A 17603-nucleotide genomic window follows, 5' to 3' on the forward strand; every position below is an offset into this window, starting at 1 on the left:
CCGGGACCGACGGCGAGCCCGGCGGGCGGCCGGCCGGGTCCGCGGCCGGGTCCGACGGCGAGCCCGGCGGACTGCCTGCGGGGTTGGTGCGCGCGCTGCGCCAAGGGCTGCCGAAGGTGGGACCCGGTCCGCTGCTGTCCGCGCTCGGCGCGCTGCGGGTGCGGGCCGAGGACCGGACCGGGCGGCGCCGGGTGTTCTTCCCCGGCGGCGAGGTGACCCGCGCCCTCGCGGTGCCGGAGCGGCGCCCGCCGCTGCCCGCCCGCCACGTGACGCAGGCCGTGGCGCTGCTGGAGGCCGAGCTGCTCCGGCGCTTCGCCGCGGCCGGCGAGCGCGGCGCGCGGGGGCAGGGCCAGGGCGACCCTGACGGCGGGGACGTCGGCGGCGGGGGCCTCGGCGGCGGGGGCGTCGACGGTGGCCGTGGCGGTGGCGCGTACGAGCTCGCCGTGCTCGACACGGACCTGGCCGACCTGACCGTCCCCTTCACCGAGCGCGCCACGGCCAGGGCCCTGGTCGCGGTCCCCCGGGGCAGTCGCCGGCCGGTTCCGGAGGGCGAGGTGCTGCGGATGTTCCTGCACTGGACCGAACCGGAGGGCAACCGCACCGACCTGGACCTGTCGGTCGCGTTCTTCGACGCCGACTGGGGCTTCGCCGGCCTGTGCGACTACACCCACCTGCGGTTCGGCGAGGACGCGGCCGTCCACTCCGGGGACCTCACCTCCGCCCCCGCCCCCGACGGCGCCACCGAGTACGTCGACCTCGACCCGGCACGGCTGGCCGCGCACGGGGTCCGGTACGCCGTCCCGCTGGTCCTCAGCTTCAACAACGTGCCCTTCGACCAACTGACCGACGCCTTCGCGGGCTTCATGGCGCTGCCCGCCCACGGCCCGCGGGGCGCCTCGTACGACCCGCGCACCGTCCGCCAGCGCTTCGACCTGGCGGGCGCGTCCCGGATCTGCCTGCCGATGGTCGTGGACCTGGCCGAGCGGCAGGCGCTGTGGACCGACGTGCACCTGCCCCCGGCCGAGGGCTTCCAGAGCGTGGCCGCGATGGGCCCGCGGCTGGGCGAGGTGGTCCGGGACGTCCACGAGCAGTTCGGCGCACGGTCCCGGGTGACGCTGTGGGACCTGACGGTGTGGCGGGCGGCCGTCCGCACCCGGGAGGTGGCCGTGCTGCGCCGGGCCCGGGAGCCGGGCGCGGCCGACGAGCTGTGGACGTTCCGGCGCGCGGCGGACGAGCCGGCGGCCGCCTTCGCGGACCGGATCGCGCGGCTCACGGAGCCGGACCTGCGGGTGCCCGGCGGGGACCCCGAGGCGGGGGCGGCCCGACTCGCCTCCGGAAAGCGGGTGTTCCTGGCCACGGTGCACGGCGGTCCGGCGCCGGACCGGGCCACCGGCACGGTCTACCGGCTGTTCCCCGCAACGGCCGCCTACGGCCCGGGATTCCGGGAGGTCACCGCCGGGGAACTGGTCGCGGAGCTCGGCTGACCGCGGGCCCGGGGACGGCCCGGCGGGCGGGCCCGGCGGCCGGAAAGCGACCCCGCGGGCGGCGGGGCTGTCGGTGCGGGCCCGTATCCTCTGTGACCATGCTCGACGACCGTACGACCGCAGAGACGACGTGGCCGACCGCGTATCCCCAGGGGTACGCGGTCGTCGACGTGGAGACGACCGGGCTCGCTCGCGACGACCGGATAGTGTCCGCCGCCGTCTACCGGCTCGACGCACGGGGCAATGTGGAGGACCACTGGTACACGCTGGTCAACCCCCAGCGCGACCCGGGTCCCGTGTGGATCCACGGCCTGACGAGCGAGGTGCTGGCGGACGCGCCGCTGTTCGCGGACATCGCCGAGGAGTTCGCCGACCGGCTCGCGGACCGGGTCCTCGTGGCGCACAACGCCATCTTCGACTGGCAGATGATCGCCCGGGAGTACGCCCGGGCCGACTCCCAGGCCCCGGTGCGCCAGCGGCTGTGCACCATCGCCCTGTCGAAGGAGCTGGACCTGCCGCTGCCCAACCACAAGCTGGAGTCGCTCGCCGCGCACTTCGGCGTGGTCCAGCAGCGCGCCCACCACGCGCTCGACGACGCGCGGGTGCTGGCGGAGGCCTTCCGTCCGTCGCTGCACGCCGCCGCGCGGGACAACGTACGGCTGCCGCTGCTGGAGTGCCGGCCGCTGACCGAGTGGTCGGACGCGCCGGCCACGCCGCGGATCGGGTACCAGCCGTCCTACCGGTCCGTCAGCTGGCGCCCCTCGCGCAAGCGGCCCCCGTGCCCGTACCCGAACCCGGGGCGGTTCGAGGAGGGCCGGCCGCTGAAGCAGGGCATGCGGATCGCCTTCTCGGGTGACACCTCCGTGGAGCGGGAGCTGCTGGAGGACCGCGCGATCGAGGCCGGGCTGCACATCGCCACGAGTGTGTCGCGGCTCACGAGCCTGCTCGTGACCAACGACCCCGACGCGGCCACGTCGAAGACGGTCAAGGCCAAGGCGTACGGCACCCCGATCGTCGACGAGGCCGCCTTCACCCAGCTGCTGCGGGACGTCGCCCCCGCCGACTGACGGCCGGCGTTGCGCCGGGCGGGTGCTCGGCGGCCGACTCACCCCGCGGGACCTTGCCCCGGTAGGCACGGCTCCGCAGCATGCGGCGCATGGCTCGTTGCGAGGTCTGCGGAAACGACTACGGCATGTCCTTCGAGGTGCACGCGCAGGGCGCGGTGCACGTCTTCGACTGCTTCTCCTGCGCCATTCACCGCATGGCGCCCATCTGTGAGCACTGCCGGGTCCAGATCATCGGCCAGGGCGTCGAGGCCGAGGGCAAGTGGTACTGCGGTGCGCACTGCGCCCGCGCGGAGGGGAAGGTGGGCATCGTCGACCGCGTCTGACCCGGCCACCGGCCCCCGGCCCTCCCATCCCCGTCCCCGTCCCCACGCTCACGCCCCTGAAGCCGTCCCCTCCCCTCCCTCCCCTCCCTCTCCCCTCCTCCCCCCGCGCCCCGGCGGCCCCCCGGCCGCCGGGGTGCGCCGTGCGCGGGGTACCGTCGAGGCGTGTACCGATTCGTCCTGACCCGGCAGTGGGTGTGCCTCACCCTCGTCGCCCTCGTCCTCATCCCCGTGATGATCAAGCTGGGGTTCTGGCAGTACCACCGCCATGAGCGCCGGGTCTCGGACAACCGGCTGATCGCGGCGAACCTCGACGCGAAGCCGGTACCGGTCACCGAGCTGACCTCCCCCGGCCACACCGTGCCGCGCTCGGACTACTGGCGTACGGTCACCGCGACCGGCACCTTCGACGCCGCCCACGAGGTCGTCGTCCGCATGCGGACCAACAGCGACGACCGGGTCGGCTTCCACGTGATCACCCCGCTGCTCCTGGCCGACGGCCGGGTGGCCCTGGTCAACCGCGGCTGGGTGGCCGGCGGCGGCGACCCGCAGGCCTACCCGCCGGTGCCGGCCGCGCCCACCGGCGAGGTGACCGTCACCGGGCGGCTGAAGGCCGACGAGACCAGCGGCGGCAGCGGTATCAAGGACCGCAGCGGCCTGCCGGACCGTCAGGTGATGCTGATCAACAGCGAGCAGCAGGCCCGGGCGCTGGGCCGGCCGGTGCTCGGCGGCTACCTGGAGCTGACCGACCCGGTCCCCGGCAACGGCGAGCCGGAGCCGGTCGGCGCCCCCGACCACGACTCCATCGGCGCGCACATGGCGTACGCGATCCAGTGGTGGCTGTTCGCCGCCGGGGTGCCGGTGGGCTGGGTGGTCCTGCTCCGCCGCGAGCAGCGCGAACGCGCCGAGGCCGCCGCGGCGGAGGCCGCGCGGGACGCCGGGGAGAACGCGCCCGCGCGTGCCTAGGCCGTCTCTTCCGGATCATGCCGGGCCCGATCCGGAAGACACGGCCTGGCGCGGCGCGCAGCGCGTAGCGTAGGGCCATGGATCTTGGACTGAAGGACCGTGTCTACGTCGTCACCGGTGCCAGCCGCGGGCTGGGCCTGGCCGCCGCCCGCGAACTGACCGCCGACGGCGCGAAGGTCGTCCTCGCCGCGCGGGACGAGCAGCGCGTCAAGGACGCCGCGGCCGAACTGGGGCCGGGCGCCCTCGGCGTCGCCGCCGACAACGCCGACCCGGAGACCGCCGACCTGCTGATCGGCACCGCCCGCCGGCACTTCGGCCGGTTCGACGGCATCCTGATCAGCGTCGGCGGCCCGCCGCCCGGTTTCGCCGCGGACAACACCGACGCCCAGTGGCTGGCCGCGTTCGAGGCGGTCTTCCTGGGCGCCGTACGGCTGGCCCGCACCGCGGCGGCCGAGCTCGGGGAGGGCGGGGTCGTCGGCTTCGTGCTGTCGGGTTCGGTGCACGAGCCGATCCCGGGCCTGACCATCTCCAACGGCCTGCGGCCCGGCCTGGCCGGCTTCGCCAAGTCCCTGGCCGACGAACTGGGACCGCGGGGGATCCGGGTGGTCGGCCTGCTGCCGGCCCGGATCGACACCGACCGGGTGCGGGAGCTGGACGCGCTGTCGGGTGACGCGGAGGGGGCCCGGGCGGCCAACGAGGCCCGGATCCCGCTGCGCCGCTACGGCACCCCGGAGGAGTTCGGCCGGACGGCGGCGTTCCTGCTGTCCCCGGCCGCCTCGTACCTGACCGGCCTCATGCTCCCGGTGGACGGGGGCGCCCGGCACGGGTTCTGACCGCCGCCCCTCCCCCTTCCCGGGGGAAGGGCGGTCAGGTCACCCGGGGCGCGTGGTGGGCGGTGACCAGCAGGCGGGCCTCGACGGGCAGTTCGGGCAGGCCCGCCGAGGTCCGGGCGTGGTCGAGCACCGGTCCGGCGAGCGCGGCCAGTACGTCGGCCGGGACGGCGTACGGCTCCAGCCGCAGCACGATCCGCAGGGCGGGCGCGTCGCGCCGGCCGTGCAGCCGGACCCGGCACGAGGCCACCCCGTCCAGGGCGTCGCACTCGCCGGCCACCGCCTCCTCCAGCGCCCGGCCGCGCAGCACCGCGTAGCCGCCGTCCCCGGTGTCGATCAGCACGGACGGCAGCCGGGAGCGGCGCAGCTGGGCGAGCAGCCACCACAGGGCCAGCACCACGGCCACGGCGAGACCGGCGGCCGGCGCCCACCACCACCAGCCCTCGGCGTGCAGGTGGCGCCGGCCGCTCTCGCCGAGCAGCGGGTCGCGACGGCCGGTGAAGGGCCAGGACGCGGTGAGCACCGCCGTAGCGGCGAGCACCGCCGCGGCGCCGATCAGCGCGAGCAGGATCCGGTTGGCCACCCCGAGCACGCCGCGCTCACCCCTTCCCGGCCGGGCGGGTGACCCGCACCCGCACGGGCAGGTCGCGGACGAGCCCCAGTTCCGCCAGGCCCACGGCGAGCACCGCGTCGAGGTCGGCCCGTACGTCGTCCAGCTCCCGGAAGTGCGAGGCGGCCCGGACCACGACGTGCCGGCGGCGCACGGCCACCCGGACCGACCGCACCCCGGGGACCTCCATGGCCCGGTCGCGCAGGAGCAGTTCGGCGCTCTTGCGGCCGATCCCGGCGCGGACGGCGGGGGCCGGACTCGCCATCGCCAGCAGCCCGCCCCGGCCGGGGGTCAGGGCGAGCAGCAGCAGGAGGAGCCCGGCGGCGGCCAGGGCGGCAGCGGCGGCGATCACGGCGGCGTCCGCGGGGGTGTGCCGTTCCAGCTGGCGGCCGAGCTCGCGGCGCCACTGCATGCCGGGGCGGTGGGCGCGCACGGCGGCGAGGTCGTACAGGAACAGGCCGGTGACGGCCAGGACCACCAGCGCGACCAGGGCGGCCGGCAGCCGCCGGGCGGAGCGGAACCGGCGGGGCCGCCGCGGGGCGGCCTCCGGCGGACGGGCGGCGGACGGCCCGCTCATCGCACGCGGCCCCGCGCCGACCCGGCGCCGGGTCCGGCGTGCAGGTGCTCGACGTCGATGTCCACCTCCGGCACGGCCATGTCGGTGCATTCCTCGACGCGGTCGGCGACCTGACGGCGGACGGCCGCGCACTGGGCGGCGATGTCGGTGGGGTAGCCGAGTTCCAGGCTGATCCGCACCCGGGCGATGTCGTGGTGCACGGTGACGGCGGCGTGCGGTGGGGCCGCGCCCGCCGGCGGACCGGTGAGGGCCTCCTGGGCCGCCCGCGCGGCGATCTTGGCCACGACCCGGTCGGCGATCCTCGTGGCCCCGCGCTCGCCGGCCGGCACCTGCTGGACCCGTGCGGCGGCCCGCGCGGACGCGGCAGACCGGGCGGGGTGCCCGGCGGAGGCCGGGGGCGTGGTCCCGGCAGGCGGCGGTGCCGCTGCGGCCGACGGCGTGGGCGTGCCGGCGGCCGACGGCCGGGGGTCCGGTGCGGTGGTCACCGGCCCTCACCTGTGCCGGTCGTCGCGCGGGCGGAAGAAGTCACCCGGTTCGAGGTCGCCGTCGACGAACCGGCCGAGGACGAAGCCGATCGCGCCGAGCGCCGCCACCAGCAAGAACGCCCCGAACCCGCCGAAGAAGCCGGCGAACCCCAACGCCATGCCGGCCAGCATCCCGGCGACAGCCATGCTCATGCGGACTCCTCTCGGCGCCGTTGCGCGCCGCGCGCTACTGCAGCCGGGTCCTGGCGGGCTCCGGCCCCTCGTCGTCCCCGTCGTCCTCGTCGGGCAGTTTGACGTCGATCACCGCGATGTTGACCTCGACGACCTCCAGTCCCGTCATCCGTTCCACCGATGCCACGACGTTCTCCCGCACCGCCCGGGCGACGGCGCGGATCGACACGCCGTAGTCCATGACGAGCTCCATGTCGAGCGCCGTCTGCACCTCGCCGACCTCGGCCTTCACCCCGCGTGACGCCGCCGCGCGGGCCCCACCGGGGACCCGGTCGCGCACGGAGCCGAGAGTGCGGGCCAGGCCGCTGCCCAGGGCGTGCACGCCGGGGACCTCGCGGGCCGCCAGGCCGGCGATCTTCTCCACCACCCCGTCGGCGATGCTGGTCCGGCCGCGGTCGGCCGGTTCCCGCGCCGGATCGCCGAGTGCGGATTCGGTCATCGCCGTCTCCCTTCGCGCGTACGGACTCCCGACCACGGTAAGCGCCTTACCCCGCGCCCGCCCTCCCATGCGCGGACTCCTGCGGCGCCGCTCCGGCCCCGCTCGGGACGCGCTTGACCTCAAGTGCGGTCGAGGTCCGAGACTCGACGCAGTGATCAAGGCCGGTCGGCGGCCGAGAGGACAGGGGGAGTGCCATGCGCGCGATCGAGGTGGCCCGGTACGGCGGCCCGGAGGAGCTGGTCCCGGTGGAGCGGGCCGATCCGGTGGCCGGGCCCGGGGAGGTGGTCGTCCGGGCGGAAGCCGTGGACACCATCTACGTGGAGACCCAGATCCGCGGGGGCTGGGGCGAGCGCTTCGGCTTCGTCCCGCCGTTCGTGCCGGGCGGCGCCGCCGCCGGCACGGTGGTCTCGGTGGGCCCCGGGGTGGCCGGGGACTGGCTCGGCCGCCGGGTGGTGGCCGCGCCGGGGACCAAGGGCACGTACGCCGAGCTGGTCCGGGTCCCGCTGGAGCGGCTGATCCCGGTGCCGGACGGGCTGGACCTGCGGGAGGCGGCGGCGCTCGCCCACGACGGGGTGACCGGGACCGCCCTGGTCGAGGGCGTCGGCATCGGTCCCGGTGAGCGGGTGCTGATCCTGGGCGCGGCCGGCGGGATGGGCACGCTGCTGGTGCAGCGGGCGGTCGCGGCGGGGGCGCACGTGGTGGCCGCGGCGCGGGGCGAGCGGAAGCTCGCGCTGGTGCGGTCGCTGGGGGCGCGGACGGTGGTCGACTACTCCGAGCCGGACTGGACCGAACGGGTGGGCGGGGCGGTGGACGTCCTGCTGGACGGGGTCGGCGGGGCGCTGGGCACGGCCGCCTTCGCCCTGGTCCGGGACGGCGGCCGGGTCTCCGCGCACGGCGCGCCGAGCGGCGGCTTCACCCCGATCGACCCGGCGGAGGCCGAGCGCCGGGGCATCACGCTGCGCGGGATCGCCGAGCTGCAGTTGCCCGCCGCGGAGGTCACCCGGCTGGGGGCGCTGGCCCTAGCCGAGGCGGCGGCGGGCCGGCTGCGCCCGGTGATCGCGCGGACGTTCCCGCTGGCGCGGGCGGCCGACGCCCACCGGGCGATCGAGGCCCGCGAGATCGCGGGCAAGGCCCTGCTGATCCCTTGAGCCGCGGCCGTCCGCGCGCCGGTACGGGGGCCGGCACGCGGGCGGCCGCACCGCGCCGGGCGGGCAGGTCGGACGGGCGGTCAGTCGGACAGGCCCGCGAGGTCGCGCAGGCGGCGGCCCTGGGCGGCGCGCTCGGCCACGCGCTGCTCGTCGTAGCTGCGCCCGGTGGCGCCGCGGAGCAGGGCCTTGGTCTCGATCACCGCGTCCCGCGGGGGTGCCACCAGGGCGGCGACGAGGTCCTGGACGGCGGCGTCCAGCTCCGCGGCGGGCACGACGAGATTGGCCAGGCCGATGCGCTCGGCCTCCTCGGCCTGGACGTACCGGCCGGTGGCGCAGATCTCCAGGGCACGGGCGTAGCCCACGAGGGCGGTCAGCGGCTGGGTCCCGCCGAGGTCGGGCACCAGGCCGAGGCTGGTCTCGCGCATGGCGAACTGGACGTCCTCGGCCACGACCCGCAGGTCACAGGCGAGGGCGAGCTGGAAGCCCGCGCCGATCGCGTGGCCCTGGACGGCCGCGATCGTGACGATGTCGTTGCGCCGCCACCAGGTGAACGCTTCCTGGTACTCGGCGATGGTGGCGTCGAGGAGCTCGTCGGAGCCGCGCGCCAGATCGAGGAAGGACGGCTCGCCCTCGAAGCCTTCGGGCGTGAAGGCCTGCCGGTCCAGCCCCGCGGAGAAGGACTTGCCCTCGCCGCGCAGCACGACGACCCGGACGGTGCCCGGCAGCGACCGCCCGGCTTCCGCCAACGCCCGCCAGAGCGCGGGGGATTGGGCGTTTCGCTTGGCCGGATTGGTCAGCGACACCGTGGCGACCGTGTCGTCGACGGTGAGCCGTACGCCGTCCTTGTCGAGAAGAGCCATCTGTGCGCCTCCGGTGTGCAGTCGGCCGTTGCGGGCGGCCGTCGGCCATAAGTGACTGCACAGTAACCACCCAGTCGGCCACGAGACCGACCGGGGGTCACCGAAGGTCCGGTTCCGGTGGGTCAGGCGGTCCGGTTCAGACCGAGGCCGCCTTCTTGCCGCGCGTCGCGCCGCCGCGACCACGCAGTGTGACTCCTGCTTCGCTCAGCATCCGGTGGACGAATCCGTAGGACCGGCCCGTCTCCTCGGCCAGCGCCCGGATGCTCGCACCGGAGTCGTACTTCTTCTTGAGGTCTGCCGCGAGCTTGTCGCGCGCGACGCCGGTCACCCGGCTGCCCTTCTTCAGAGTCTCGGCCACCCGTGCCTCCTCATGGAAGTGCGCTCTGGACTTCTCATGATCACCCCTCCCGGGCTTCCTGGCCACCCATTCCGCGAGGTCGGTACGACGGCATTTCCCGAGGAGTGGACACGCGAGCAGAACGGAATCTTCTCTTCCGCAGCAAGGGTTCGGTGACGCTCCGCAGTCGGCGGAGGGAAATTCCAGGTCAGGGGCCGGTGCGGGAATAAAAACGCCCCGGCCGCGCAACAAGGTCGGCGCGGCCGGGGCGGAGTCACAGCGGGCAGCGGTACCAGACCGCCTCACTCAGATGATGGATCACCGGTGAGCCGAATGATCCAGAAGCGCTTCGATCAACGGGCGCGCGGCGGCGGCCCGGGGCGGCCCGGACCGGGCGGCCACCCGTCAGGCCAGGGCCACGAGGTCCCGGTAGTCCGGGCCCCACAGGTCCTCGACGCCGTCGGGCAGCAGGATGATCCGCTCCGGTTCCAGTGCCTCGACCGCGCCCTCGTCGTGCGTGACGAGGATGACGGCGCCCTTGTACGTGCGCAGCGCGCCGAGGATCTCCTCGCGGCTGGCCGGGTCGAGGTTGTTGGTGGGCTCGTCCAGCAGCAGCACGTTCGCGGAGGAGACGACCAGCGTGGCCAGGGCCAGCCGGGTCTTCTCGCCGCCGGAGAGCACGCCGGCCGGCTTGTCCACGTCGTCGCCGGAGAACAGGAACGAGCCCAGCACCTTGCGGACCTCGACCAGGTCGAGGTCGGGCGCGGAGGAGCGCATGTTCTCCAGGACGCTCCGCTCCGGATCGAGGGTCTCGTGCTCCTGGGCGTAGTAGCCGAGCTTGAGGCCGTGGCCGGGGGTGACCTCGCCGGTGTCGGGCTTCTCCACGCCCGCCAGCAGGCGCAGCAAGGTGGTCTTGCCGGCGCCGTTGAGGCCCAGGATGACGACCCGGGAGCCCTTGTCGATGGCCAGGTCGACGTCGGTGAAGATCTCCAGCGAGCCGTAGGACTTGGACAGGCCCTCGGCGGTCAGCGGGGTCTTGCCGCAGGGCGCCGGCTCCGGGAAGCGCAGCTTGGCGACCTTGTCCTGGACGCGGACGGCCTCCAGGCCGGCCAGCAGGCGTTCGGCGCGGCGGGCCATGTTCTGCGCGGCGACGGTCTTGGTGGCCTTGGCGCGCATCTTGTCGGCCTGGGAGTTCAGGGCCGCGGCCTTCTTCTCGGCGTTCTGGCGCTCGCGCTTGCGGCGCTTCTCGTCGGCCTCGCGCTGCTGCTGGTAGAGCTTCCAGCCCATGTTGTAGACGTCGATGACCGAGCGGTTGGCGTCCAGGTAGAACACCTTGTTGACCACCGTCTCGACCAGGTCGACGTCGTGGGAGATCACGATGAAGCCGCCGCGGTAGGTCTTGAGGTAGTCCCGCAGCCACACGATCGAGTCGGCGTCGAGGTGGTTGGTGGGCTCGTCGAGGAGCAGGGTGTCGGCGTCCGAGAACAGGATCCGCGACAGCTCGACGCGGCGGCGCTGGCCGCCGGAGAGGGTGTGCAGCGGCTGGCCGAGGACCCGGTCGGGCAGACCGAGGGCGGCCGCGATGGTGGCGGCCTCGGCCTCGGCGGCGTACCCGCCCTTGGTGAGGAACTCGGTCTCCTGGCGCTCGTACTGCTTGAGGGCCTTGTCGCGCGTCGCGCCGCTGCCGTTGGCGATGCGGTCCTCGTTGGCGCGCATCTTCTTCAGCAGGGTGTCCAGGCCGCGCGCGGACAGGATCCGGTCGCGGGCCAGGACGTCGAGGTCACCGGTGCGGGGGTCCTGCGGGAGGTAGCCGACCTCGCCCGAACGGGTGATGGCGCCGGCGGCGGGCTGGCCCTCGCCGGCCAGGCACTTGGTCAGGGTGGTCTTGCCGGCGCCGTTGCGGCCGACGAGTCCGATGCGGTCGCCCTTGGCGACACGGAAAGAGGCGTTCTCGATGAGGACGCGGGCGCCGGCGCGCAGCTCGATGCCGGTGGCGGTGATCACGGAAATGCTCCAGGGCGGTGGGTACGGCGGAAGGCAGGGCGTGACGCGTGCTTCGACGCCGCTAATCCGCGAGGAGATTTGCCATGGGATTCATTCTAGCGGGGGTGTGCAACCGGTTTACGGACCACGGGTGTGGGCTCCGGCACCTTTCGCGCGGTCGCGTGCCGTCGCCCGTTCGGCCCTCGGGCCACGCGCGGCGGGTGCGGCGCGTATCAGGATGAAGGAGCTGACACCCGGCACAGGTGCGGCCGGGTGCGGATCGAGGGCGGTGCGGGATGCAGTTCGACGACAACGCGAATCTGGACACCTCCGAGGTCAAGGACGTCCGCGGCGGTCGCGTCCCGGGCGGGCGGGCCACGATCGGCGGCGGCGTCGCCGGTCTGATCGCCCTGGTGCTGGGCCTGCTCTTCGGTGTGGGGCCGGACCAGCTGGGCCTGTCCTCCGGCGACGACCCGCAGGTCGCCCCCGCCCCCTCGTCCGCCGCCCAGGTGCAGCAGGCCTGCCGGACCGGTCAGGACGCCAACCGGCGCGAGGACTGCCGGCTGGTGGCGGTGGTCAACAGCACCCAGGACTTCTGGCGCCAGGAGTTCGCCCGGCGCGGCGGTACGTACAGCCCCGCGTCGACGGTGTTCTTCACCGGCCGGGTGAACACCGCCTGCGGCGCGGCCACCGCCGCGGTGGGGCCCTTCTACTGCCCGGCCGACCGGCAGGTCTACCTGGACCTCGGGTTCTTCGACGACCTGCGCTCGAAGTTCGGCGCGACCGGCGGGCCGTTCGCGCAGGCGTACGTGGTCGCCCACGAGTACGGGCACCACGTCCAGAACCTGCTGGGCACGCTCCAGCGGGCCCAGGACGGGCGGCAGGGCGCGGACAGCAACGCCGTGAAGGTCGAGCTCCAGGCCGACTGCTACGCCGGGGTGTGGGCGCACCACGCGACCCGGACCCCGGACGAGTCCACCGGGCGCCCGCTGATCACCTTGCTGACGGACCAGGACATCCGTGACGGGCTGGACGCGGCGGCGGCGGTCGGCGACGACCGGATCCAGGAGAAGTTCCAGGGCCGGGTGACCCCGGAGTCCTGGACGCACGGGTCGGCCGAGCAGCGGCAGCAGTGGTTCTACGAGGGCTACCGGACCGGTGACATGGCCCGGTGCAACACCTTCCGCTGAGTGCCGGCGGCGCCTGCCAGACTGTGCCGTGGGTCACATTCACGAGAGGGAGTGGTCGTCATGGCAGGGCATCCGTCCATCAGTCCGACGCTGCTGTACCGGGACGCGAAGACGGCCATCAAGGTCCTGACGGAGGCCTTCGGCTTCACCCAGGTCGCCGTGTACGAGGCGGAGAGCGGCGCGGTGGTCCACGCCGAGCTGGCCTACGGCAACGGCGTGGTGATGCTCGGCAGCAAGGGCACCGGCGGGGCGTTCGACACGGCGATGTCCGGAGCGGGCCCGGCCGGGGTGTACGTGGTGGTGGAGGACGTGGACGCACACCACCGCCGGGCCGTGCAGCACGGCGTCCAGATCGTGACGGAACCGACGGACCAGGACTACGGCTCCCGGGACTACATGGCCCGCGACCAGGAGGGCAACATCTGGACCTTCGGCACATACACCCCGGCCACGACGGCCGCGTAGCCCCCGAGGGCGCCCGACGACCGAAGGCCGAGGACACAAGGCGGCCGGGGGCCGGTGACGGGGCGAGGGGGTGGGGGCGGGGGCGCAGGGTGGGGGCGTCCGGGACGTAAAGCGTGATGTGCGGCGTGCCCACGGCAAGAGATACAAAATCATCCGGGACCGCCATAAATCATGCAGTCCCGGACACCCCCACTCGGAGCCCCCACCCCCACCGAAGCCAAGCCCGGCCCAGGCAAGGCCACGCAAGCCCGGCCCAGGCAAGGCCACACCAGCCCAGGCCGAGCGCAGCGCCTAGGCTCCGCCCGTGTGCACCTGGAACGCCGCCCGCCGCACGGCCTTGGCCAGCGCCGGATCGGGATGCGCCGCGGCCAGCGCGACCAGCACCTGCACGGTGCGCGGATGCCCCACCGCGCGCACCTCGTCCAGCAGCCGCGGCACGGTCGTGCGGACGGCCGAGTCCAGGTGCCGGGCCAGCAGGTCCGCCTCACCGTGGTCGGTGATGGCCGCGGCGGTGTCCACCCAGAGCCAGGTCGCCTCCTCGGGCGTGAGCACGTCGTGGGCGTCCTCGGGGTCGGCCCCGTCGTGCTCGGCGAGCCACAGCAGCGCGTAGGGACGCAGGGCGGCCTCCCGGGCGGCGGCCCGCACCTCGGGCTCGGCGGGGGCGCCGACCACCCGCAGCGCCTCGAAGGCCAGCCCCCGCAGCAGCGCGTCCTCCCCCCGGGCGGCCTGCAGCAGCTCGCTGACGGCGTGTCCGACGGGCCGGGCGGCGAGCCAGGCCCGGTACTCGGCGCGGGCGGGCCCGGGAGTCAGCCGGGCACAGCCGTGCAGCATGGCCGCCGCCGACTGCTCGATGTTCCCGGCCGGGCTCTGCGCGGCCACGCAGATCTGCTCCAGCTTCACCCACACCGCCCAGCTGCCGAGCGGGGTGAGGGAGGCCTGGGCGGGGCCCAGGGTGACGGCGTCCACGGCGGCCAGCCCGCCGAGGGCCCAGCGCAGCAGCCGGGCCAGCGGCAGCGGCCGCTCGGCGGCCTCGTCGTCGGGCGCGGGCCCTTCGGGGTCGTACGGCACCTCGCAGCGCTCGTCGCGCAGTTCGGCGACGCGCTGGCCGAGCAGGTCCAGCAGGTCGGGGACGGTGACCGGCCCGGCCGAGAGCTGGAGCAGCGACAGCAGCTGCGGCATGGCCTCCACGACCTCGGCCACGGCCGCCGGGGCGAGGTCGGCGGGGGCCGGGTGGACCAGCGACCAGGCGTCGAAGAGGGCGACCCAGCCGCGCAGCACGGCGGTGTCGTCGCGGTCCCAGGCGCGCATCCGCCAGCCGGGGCGGGCGGTGCCGCCGTGCACCTCGACCAGACCGGCCAGCCGGGCGCGGTCCCACCCGGCGCGGACCTGGCCGTGCGTCAGTCCCAGGTCGGCCGCGGCCCGTTCGACGTCGGCGGGCGGCAGCGCCCCGGCCGGTGCGGGGCGGGATCCGTCGGCGGCGCCGAGGTGCCGCTCGGCCCAGCGGGCGACGCGGTGCGCGTCGGCGAGTGAGGCCCGGGCCCGGTTCGCGAGGTCGGCCTGCGCGGGGGTGCCCGCCGGCGGCCGGGGCGCGGGCCGGGTGCGCCGGTCGGTGACCGCCTTGCGGGCGGTGGCGACCGAACGCGCGGAGACGAGTCGGAGTCTGGAGTCGCGAGCCAACTGCTCATCAGGCTTTCGGGACGTCACGGAAGCAGTCTCGCCCGTCACGCGCCGAAAGCCCAAACGGAACGTCGCGTTACCGCTGGTCGACAGGGGGACGGACCCGGACAACACGGCCTGTCCGCACGGGTGTCGCACGATCGTGGTACGGCGTTCACACCGCGCCCGCGCGACACCCCCGCGACGCTCACATGTGCGGCGTCAGGAACCGGCGCAGGGCTTCCTCGTAGCGCGCGGGGTCGGCGTTCCACATCGCCCCGTGCGGCGCCTCGTGGACGGTGTGGAAGGTGACGAGGTCGGGCCGGGCCTCGGCCAGCGCGCGGGAGGGGCCCCAGGGCGCCAGGGTGTCGTCGGGGCCGTGGAACAGCAGGACCGGGACCCGCAAGGAGGCAGGGTCGGCGGCCGGGGCGCGGTGGTCGGCGCGCAGCCCGGCGCGGCTCTCGGCGGCCTTGACCGCGAGCGGCAGCAGCGGGGCCGGGGTGCCGCGGGCGGCGGCGAGGGCGCGCAAGGTGGTGTGCCAGTCGAGCACCGGCGAGTCCAGGACCAGGGCGCTGATCCGGTCGGCGAGCGCCGACCGCTCGGCGGCGCGCAGCGCCATGGCCGCGCCGGTGGACCAGCCGTGCAGCACGATCCGCCGGGCGCCGAAGCGCAGGGCGTAGCGCAGGGCGGCGTCCACGTCGCGCCACTCGGACTCACCGAGGTGGCCGAGGCCGTCCGGGGAGGCGGGGGCGCCCCGGTCGCCGCGGTAGCCGAGGTCGAGGACGGGCAGCTGGTGGCGGTGCAGGAAGGGCATGACCACCATCGGGTGCTCCCGGGTGGTGCCGAGGCCGTGCACGGTGATCACCCAGGTGGCGCGGGCGGCGGGTACGAACCAGGCGGGCAGCGGCCCGAGCTCGCCGGGGACGTCCACGTCGGCGTGGTCGAGCCCGAGGGCGCCGCGCGGGTCGCCGGCGTGGACCTGCGGGGTGAGGTGGACCCGGGTGCCCGGTTCCAGGCTTCCGTGGGTGACGGCGAGCAGCCGCCGCACCACGGTGTCGGGGGCCTGCGCGGCGTCGGGCAGGACGGGGCCGACCACCGCGTGGACGCCCGGGGCGTGGAGGCCGTACGTACCGGGACGCAAGGCGGCCAGCGACCGGGTGAGGGCGATCCGCCCGCCGGCCGCGGAGTGGACGACGAGCTCGGGCTCGCCGGGCAGCGGGTGCCCGGGCCGGGGCCGCAGCGCGGTGTCGGCGGCGTACCGGCCGGCCGCGACGGCGGCGGCGCCGGCTCCGATCAGCGTGGTGGTGACGGCCGCTGCCGTCGCTGTAGCGGTGCGCACCGTTCCAGTCTCGGACGGTGGCGCCGCCGCGGCCAGCGCAAGGGCGGACAGGGAGTGGACGGGCGGTGGACGCAGCGTGGGGACGACGGCGGGCGGGGATTCCGCTTCGCGTGACAAGAGTCTCGCGCGGCGCACTTGCGGCGGGCCCTGAGGCCCCTTCGGGTGTCGCGCCGGGACCCTTCCAGGCCCCGTCTGACGTGCGCAAATGGAGATAACTGCGACAGAATCGGGACCAGTGGCCCGAACTCGCCCCCGCACGGGACACCGCCGGTCCTGCTCCAGTTCACTTTCCGTTCACTCAGGTTGCCTACGTTCGCCGGACCACTGACGCCAAACAGAAGCCTGGGTAAATGGAGCACATAACGCTTCTCCTCGGGATCGTGATCGTCACCGCTCTGGTGTTCGACTTCACGAACGGTTTCCACGACACCGCCAACGCGATGGCGACCACCATCTCGACCGGCGCCCTCAAGCCCAAGACCGCGGTCGCCATGTCCGCCGTGCTCAACCTCGTCGGCGCGTTCATGTCCGTGGAGGTCGCCAAGACGATCTCCAAGGGACTCGTCAACGAAGAGGGCATCCAGCCGGAAGTGATCTACGCCGCGCTGGTCGGCGCGATCCTGTGGAACCTGCTCACGTGGCTGGTGGGCCTGCCCTCCAGCTCGTCCCACGCCCTGATGGGCGGCCTGGTCGGCGCCGCGGTCGCCTCCGCCGGCATCGGCGCGGTCAACGGCAGCGTCGTGGTCACCAAGGTGCTCATCCCGGCCGTCGCCGCCCCGATCGTGGCGGGCGTCGCCTCCATGCTGGCCGCCCGGGTCACCTACAAGCTCGGCGCCCGGGTCGACGACAAGACCTCCGCCAAGGGCTACAAGGCCGGCCAGATCGCCTCCGCCGGTCTGGTCTCCCTCGCGCACGGCACCAACGACGCCCAGAAGACGATGGGCATCATCACCCTGGCCCTGGTCGCCGGTGGCGCGCTCGCGCCCGGCTCCAACCCGCCGGTGTGGGTCATCGTCTCCGCCGGTCTGGCGATCGCCCTCGGCACCTACCTGGGCGGCTGGCGCATCATCCGCACCATGGGCAAGGGCCTGACCGACCTCCAGCCGCAGCAGGGCTTCGCCGCCCAGACCTCGGCCGCGAGCGTCATCCTGGCCTCCTCCACCCTGGGCTTCTCCCTGTCCACCACCCACGCCTGCTCCGGCGCCGTCATGGGCGCGGGCCTGGGCCGCAAGGGCGGCGTGGTCCGCTGGTCCACCGCCACCCGGATGTTCGTCGCCTGGGGCCTGACCCTGCCGGCCGCCGCGCTGGTGGGTGCCGGTGCCGAGTACGTCATGCGTACGGGCACCGTGGGAATCGCCGCCGTGACCGTCTTCCTGGTGGGCTCCTGCCTGGCCATCTGGCTGATCTCCCGCCGCCAGGTCGTCGACCACCACAACGTCAACGAGACCGGCGCCGACGAGGCCCCCGGCGTCGTCACCACCGCCATGGCGGCCGTGACGGTCCCGCCGGCCGGCACCACCGCGGCCGTCGCGGACGAGCACCTCAAGGCCACCATCCCGGCCCCGGCGCACACGCCCGGCGAGACCCCGGCCGCCGCGGCGCCCGCGGTCTGACCG

The 17603-nt window shown here is 74.9% G+C and carries 19 protein-coding genes; 9 read left to right on the forward strand and 10 right to left on the reverse strand.

Features of this window, described 5'->3' with window-relative positions; translation table 11 throughout:
- From LG632_RS17720 to LG632_RS17740, 5 genes are all read left to right on the forward strand, one after another.
- The coding region (locus LG632_RS17720; protein ID WP_226728299.1) for a TerD family protein at nucleotides 1-1484 on the forward strand (1484 nt) is incomplete at its 5' end.
- A 92-nt stretch (nucleotides 1485-1576) separates the two neighbouring features.
- The gene (locus tag LG632_RS17725; protein ID WP_226728300.1) at nucleotides 1577-2551 is read left to right on the forward strand and encodes a DEDDh family exonuclease; all 975 of its coding nucleotides are present in this window, start codon (nucleotides 1577-1579) and stop codon (nucleotides 2549-2551) included.
- A gap of 89 nt (nucleotides 2552-2640) precedes the next feature.
- Complete coding sequence (locus LG632_RS17730) at nucleotides 2641-2874, forward strand: metallothionein (RefSeq protein ID WP_125644766.1); 234 nt, start codon at nucleotides 2641-2643, stop codon at nucleotides 2872-2874.
- Nucleotides 2875-3036: 162 nt separating this feature from the next.
- Nucleotides 3037-3837 carry an SURF1 family cytochrome oxidase biogenesis protein gene (locus LG632_RS17735; RefSeq protein WP_226728301.1) on the forward strand — a complete coding sequence of 267 codons (801 nt, stop codon included), beginning with the start codon at nucleotides 3037-3039 and terminating at the stop codon, nucleotides 3835-3837.
- Nucleotides 3838-3914: 77 nt separating this feature from the next.
- Nucleotides 3915-4670: an SDR family oxidoreductase gene (locus LG632_RS17740; RefSeq protein WP_226728302.1), complete on the forward strand. Its 756-nt coding sequence runs from the start codon at nucleotides 3915-3917 to the stop codon at nucleotides 4668-4670.
- 34 nt (nucleotides 4671-4704) lie between these two features.
- On the opposite strand, the gene amaP is transcribed toward LG632_RS17740, so the two are convergent.
- From amaP to LG632_RS17765, 5 genes are all read right to left on the reverse strand, one after another.
- Entirely contained in the window at nucleotides 4705-5259 is a 555-nt protein-coding gene (amaP, locus tag LG632_RS17745) for an alkaline shock response membrane anchor protein AmaP (protein ID WP_226728303.1), read from the reverse strand.
- A 7-nt stretch (nucleotides 5260-5266) separates the two neighbouring features.
- Nucleotides 5267-5854 carry a DUF6286 domain-containing protein gene (locus LG632_RS17750; protein WP_226728304.1) on the reverse strand — a complete coding sequence of 196 codons (588 nt, stop codon included), beginning with the start codon at nucleotides 5852-5854 and terminating at the stop codon, nucleotides 5267-5269.
- Nucleotides 5851-6183, reverse strand: coding sequence for an Asp23/Gls24 family envelope stress response protein (locus tag LG632_RS17755; RefSeq protein WP_226728327.1), 333 nt, complete (start codon nucleotides 6181-6183; stop codon nucleotides 5851-5853). The genes LG632_RS17750 and LG632_RS17755 overlap by 4 nt, the downstream gene beginning before the upstream one ends.
- 162 nt (nucleotides 6184-6345) lie before the next feature.
- A complete protein-coding gene (locus LG632_RS17760) occupies nucleotides 6346-6531 on the reverse strand; it encodes a hypothetical protein (RefSeq protein ID WP_226728305.1) in 186 nt (61 codons plus the stop codon).
- Between the two features lie 34 nt (nucleotides 6532-6565).
- Nucleotides 6566-7009, reverse strand: a complete 444-nt coding sequence (locus tag LG632_RS17765) for an Asp23/Gls24 family envelope stress response protein (RefSeq protein WP_226728306.1) — start codon at nucleotides 7007-7009, stop codon at nucleotides 6566-6568.
- Between the two features lie 194 nt (nucleotides 7010-7203).
- On the opposite strand from LG632_RS17765, the gene LG632_RS17770 reads away from it, so the two are divergent.
- Nucleotides 7204-8157 (forward strand): zinc-binding dehydrogenase, encoded by a 954-nt coding sequence (locus LG632_RS17770; RefSeq protein WP_226728307.1) that lies wholly within the window; start codon nucleotides 7204-7206, stop codon nucleotides 8155-8157.
- A gap of 80 nt (nucleotides 8158-8237) precedes the next feature.
- Here LG632_RS17770 and LG632_RS17775 read toward each other — a convergent pair whose 3' ends face one another.
- The 3 genes from LG632_RS17775 to LG632_RS17785 all read right to left on the reverse strand — a co-directional run bounded on the left by LG632_RS17775 (nucleotide 8238) and on the right by LG632_RS17785 (nucleotide 11358).
- On the reverse strand, nucleotides 8238-9017 hold the full coding sequence (locus LG632_RS17775; RefSeq protein WP_226728308.1) for an enoyl-CoA hydratase/isomerase family protein: 780 nt from the start codon (nucleotides 9015-9017) through the stop codon (nucleotides 8238-8240).
- Between the two features lie 136 nt (nucleotides 9018-9153).
- Complete coding sequence (locus LG632_RS17780; protein ID WP_185921691.1) at nucleotides 9154-9375, reverse strand: helix-turn-helix domain-containing protein; 222 nt, start codon at nucleotides 9373-9375, stop codon at nucleotides 9154-9156.
- Between the two features lie 384 nt (nucleotides 9376-9759).
- On the reverse strand, nucleotides 9760-11358 hold the full coding sequence (locus tag LG632_RS17785; RefSeq protein WP_226728309.1) for an ABC-F family ATP-binding cassette domain-containing protein: 1599 nt from the start codon (nucleotides 11356-11358) through the stop codon (nucleotides 9760-9762).
- A gap of 275 nt (nucleotides 11359-11633) precedes the next feature.
- Here LG632_RS17785 and ypfJ point away from each other — a divergent pair, with 275 nt between their 5' ends.
- Together ypfJ and LG632_RS17795 are read left to right on the forward strand one after the other, a co-directional pair.
- Nucleotides 11634-12527, forward strand: coding sequence for a KPN_02809 family neutral zinc metallopeptidase (ypfJ, locus tag LG632_RS17790; RefSeq protein ID WP_226728310.1), 894 nt, complete (start codon nucleotides 11634-11636; stop codon nucleotides 12525-12527).
- Nucleotides 12528-12587: 60 nt separating this feature from the next.
- Nucleotides 12588-12992, forward strand: a complete 405-nt coding sequence (locus LG632_RS17795; RefSeq protein WP_226728311.1) for a VOC family protein — start codon at nucleotides 12588-12590, stop codon at nucleotides 12990-12992.
- Nucleotides 12993-13283: 291 nt separating this feature from the next.
- Here the strand turns inward: LG632_RS17795 and LG632_RS17800 are convergent, their stop codons facing one another.
- Entirely contained in the window at nucleotides 13284-14696 is a 1413-nt protein-coding gene (locus LG632_RS17800) for a hypothetical protein (protein WP_226728312.1), read from the reverse strand.
- A 160-nt stretch (nucleotides 14697-14856) separates the two neighbouring features.
- Complete coding sequence (locus tag LG632_RS17805; protein ID WP_226728313.1) at nucleotides 14857-15987, reverse strand: alpha/beta hydrolase family protein; 1131 nt, start codon at nucleotides 15985-15987, stop codon at nucleotides 14857-14859.
- A gap of 350 nt (nucleotides 15988-16337) precedes the next feature.
- Between LG632_RS17805 and LG632_RS17810 the strand changes: the two genes are divergently transcribed.
- Nucleotides 16338-17600: an inorganic phosphate transporter gene (locus LG632_RS17810; RefSeq protein WP_226728314.1), complete on the forward strand. Its 1263-nt coding sequence runs from the start codon at nucleotides 16338-16340 to the stop codon at nucleotides 17598-17600.
- The last annotated feature ends 3 nt before the right edge of the window (nucleotides 17601-17603 follow it).

Origin of the sequence: Streptomyces antimicrobicus (genome assembly GCF_020532625.1) — a bacterium.
Lineage (GTDB): Bacteria > Actinomycetota > Actinomycetes > Streptomycetales > Streptomycetaceae > Streptomyces > Streptomyces antimicrobicus.

Coding starts and splice junctions, on each gene's coding strand:
- LG632_RS17730 (WP_125644766.1), top strand. CDS start 2,641: ATGGCTCGTTGCGAGGTCTGCGGAAACGACTACGGCATGTCCTTCGAG.
- LG632_RS17740 (WP_226728302.1), top strand. CDS start 3,915: ATGGATCTTGGACTGAAGGACCGTGTCTACGTCGTCACCGGTGCCAGC.
- LG632_RS17750 (WP_226728304.1), bottom strand. CDS start 5,854: ATGAGCGGGCCGTCCGCCGCCCGTCCGCCGGAGGCCGCCCCGCGGCGG.
- LG632_RS17760 (WP_226728305.1), bottom strand. CDS start 6,531: ATGAGCATGGCTGTCGCCGGGATGCTGGCCGGCATGGCGTTGGGGTTC.
- LG632_RS17765 (WP_226728306.1), bottom strand. CDS start 7,009: ATGACCGAATCCGCACTCGGCGATCCGGCGCGGGAACCGGCCGACCGC.
- LG632_RS17770 (WP_226728307.1), top strand. CDS start 7,204: ATGCGCGCGATCGAGGTGGCCCGGTACGGCGGCCCGGAGGAGCTGGTC.
- LG632_RS17775 (WP_226728308.1), bottom strand. CDS start 9,017: ATGGCTCTTCTCGACAAGGACGGCGTACGGCTCACCGTCGACGACACG.
- ypfJ (WP_226728310.1), top strand. CDS start 11,634: ATGCAGTTCGACGACAACGCGAATCTGGACACCTCCGAGGTCAAGGAC.
- LG632_RS17795 (WP_226728311.1), top strand. CDS start 12,588: ATGGCAGGGCATCCGTCCATCAGTCCGACGCTGCTGTACCGGGACGCG.
- LG632_RS17810 (WP_226728314.1), top strand. CDS start 16,338: ATGGAGCACATAACGCTTCTCCTCGGGATCGTGATCGTCACCGCTCTG.